The organism is Flagellimonas ochracea, from assembly GCF_009903685.1.
Lineage (GTDB): Bacteria > Bacteroidota > Bacteroidia > Flavobacteriales > Flavobacteriaceae > Flagellimonas > Flagellimonas ochracea.
The window spans coordinates 1-570 of the sequence record NZ_JAAABI010000029.1 but is presented as its reverse complement, the minus strand read 5'-3'; the positions used below and the strand labels follow the sequence as shown (position 1 = coordinate 570).

General features: G+C 39.8%; 1 protein-coding gene. It reads left to right on the top strand.

Annotation, left to right across the window (positions count from 1 at the left end):
• Positions 1-432: hypothetical protein (locus GTQ34_RS16615; protein ID WP_208103917.1), on the top strand; the 432-nt coding region annotated here is incomplete at its 5' end.
• Between the last annotated feature and the right edge of the window lie 138 nt (positions 433-570).

The following is a 570-nucleotide window of genomic DNA, read 5'->3' as shown; positions in this document are numbered from 1 at the left end:
CCCTATAAACCAAAATACCTACGTTTGCAATTGTTGGATAAAGTGCGCTTGACGTCCATTTTGAATACTGAAGCGCATAAACATTTACGAAAGTACATCGCAGCAGATCAAGATCATAAGATAGTAACCAGTGTCGACCTGGTAGTTGTGGAGGCGGATATCCACATTTTTCTACGAGCCGATGCTATACAGCTTCAGAAAGACAAATTTGACAATTTGGTATTGGTACTGACCGAAGGCACCTCCAAAACAAGCTATTTCTTTTCAGAACTGCCCATTTTCAGTTATCGATACAGTGGGTTTTGTTGGGGAGAGAATCGATATGATAATCTAATTATCAAAAATTTGGTTTCGGAAGACCAAAACTGTCCCTCGGGAACATATTTGAAGGCTTCCAAAGTACATGTTGAAAGGGAATATCTTAAGTTTTAGTAGATGCGAAAAATATATCTGGGAATAGGATTTTCTGTTTTGTCAATATGTTTCGCTTGCGAAGATATATTGGAGGTGCCGGATATTACGGACCAGACCGTTCTCATATTGGCCCCGAAAGAGGGCAGCACTATTGAT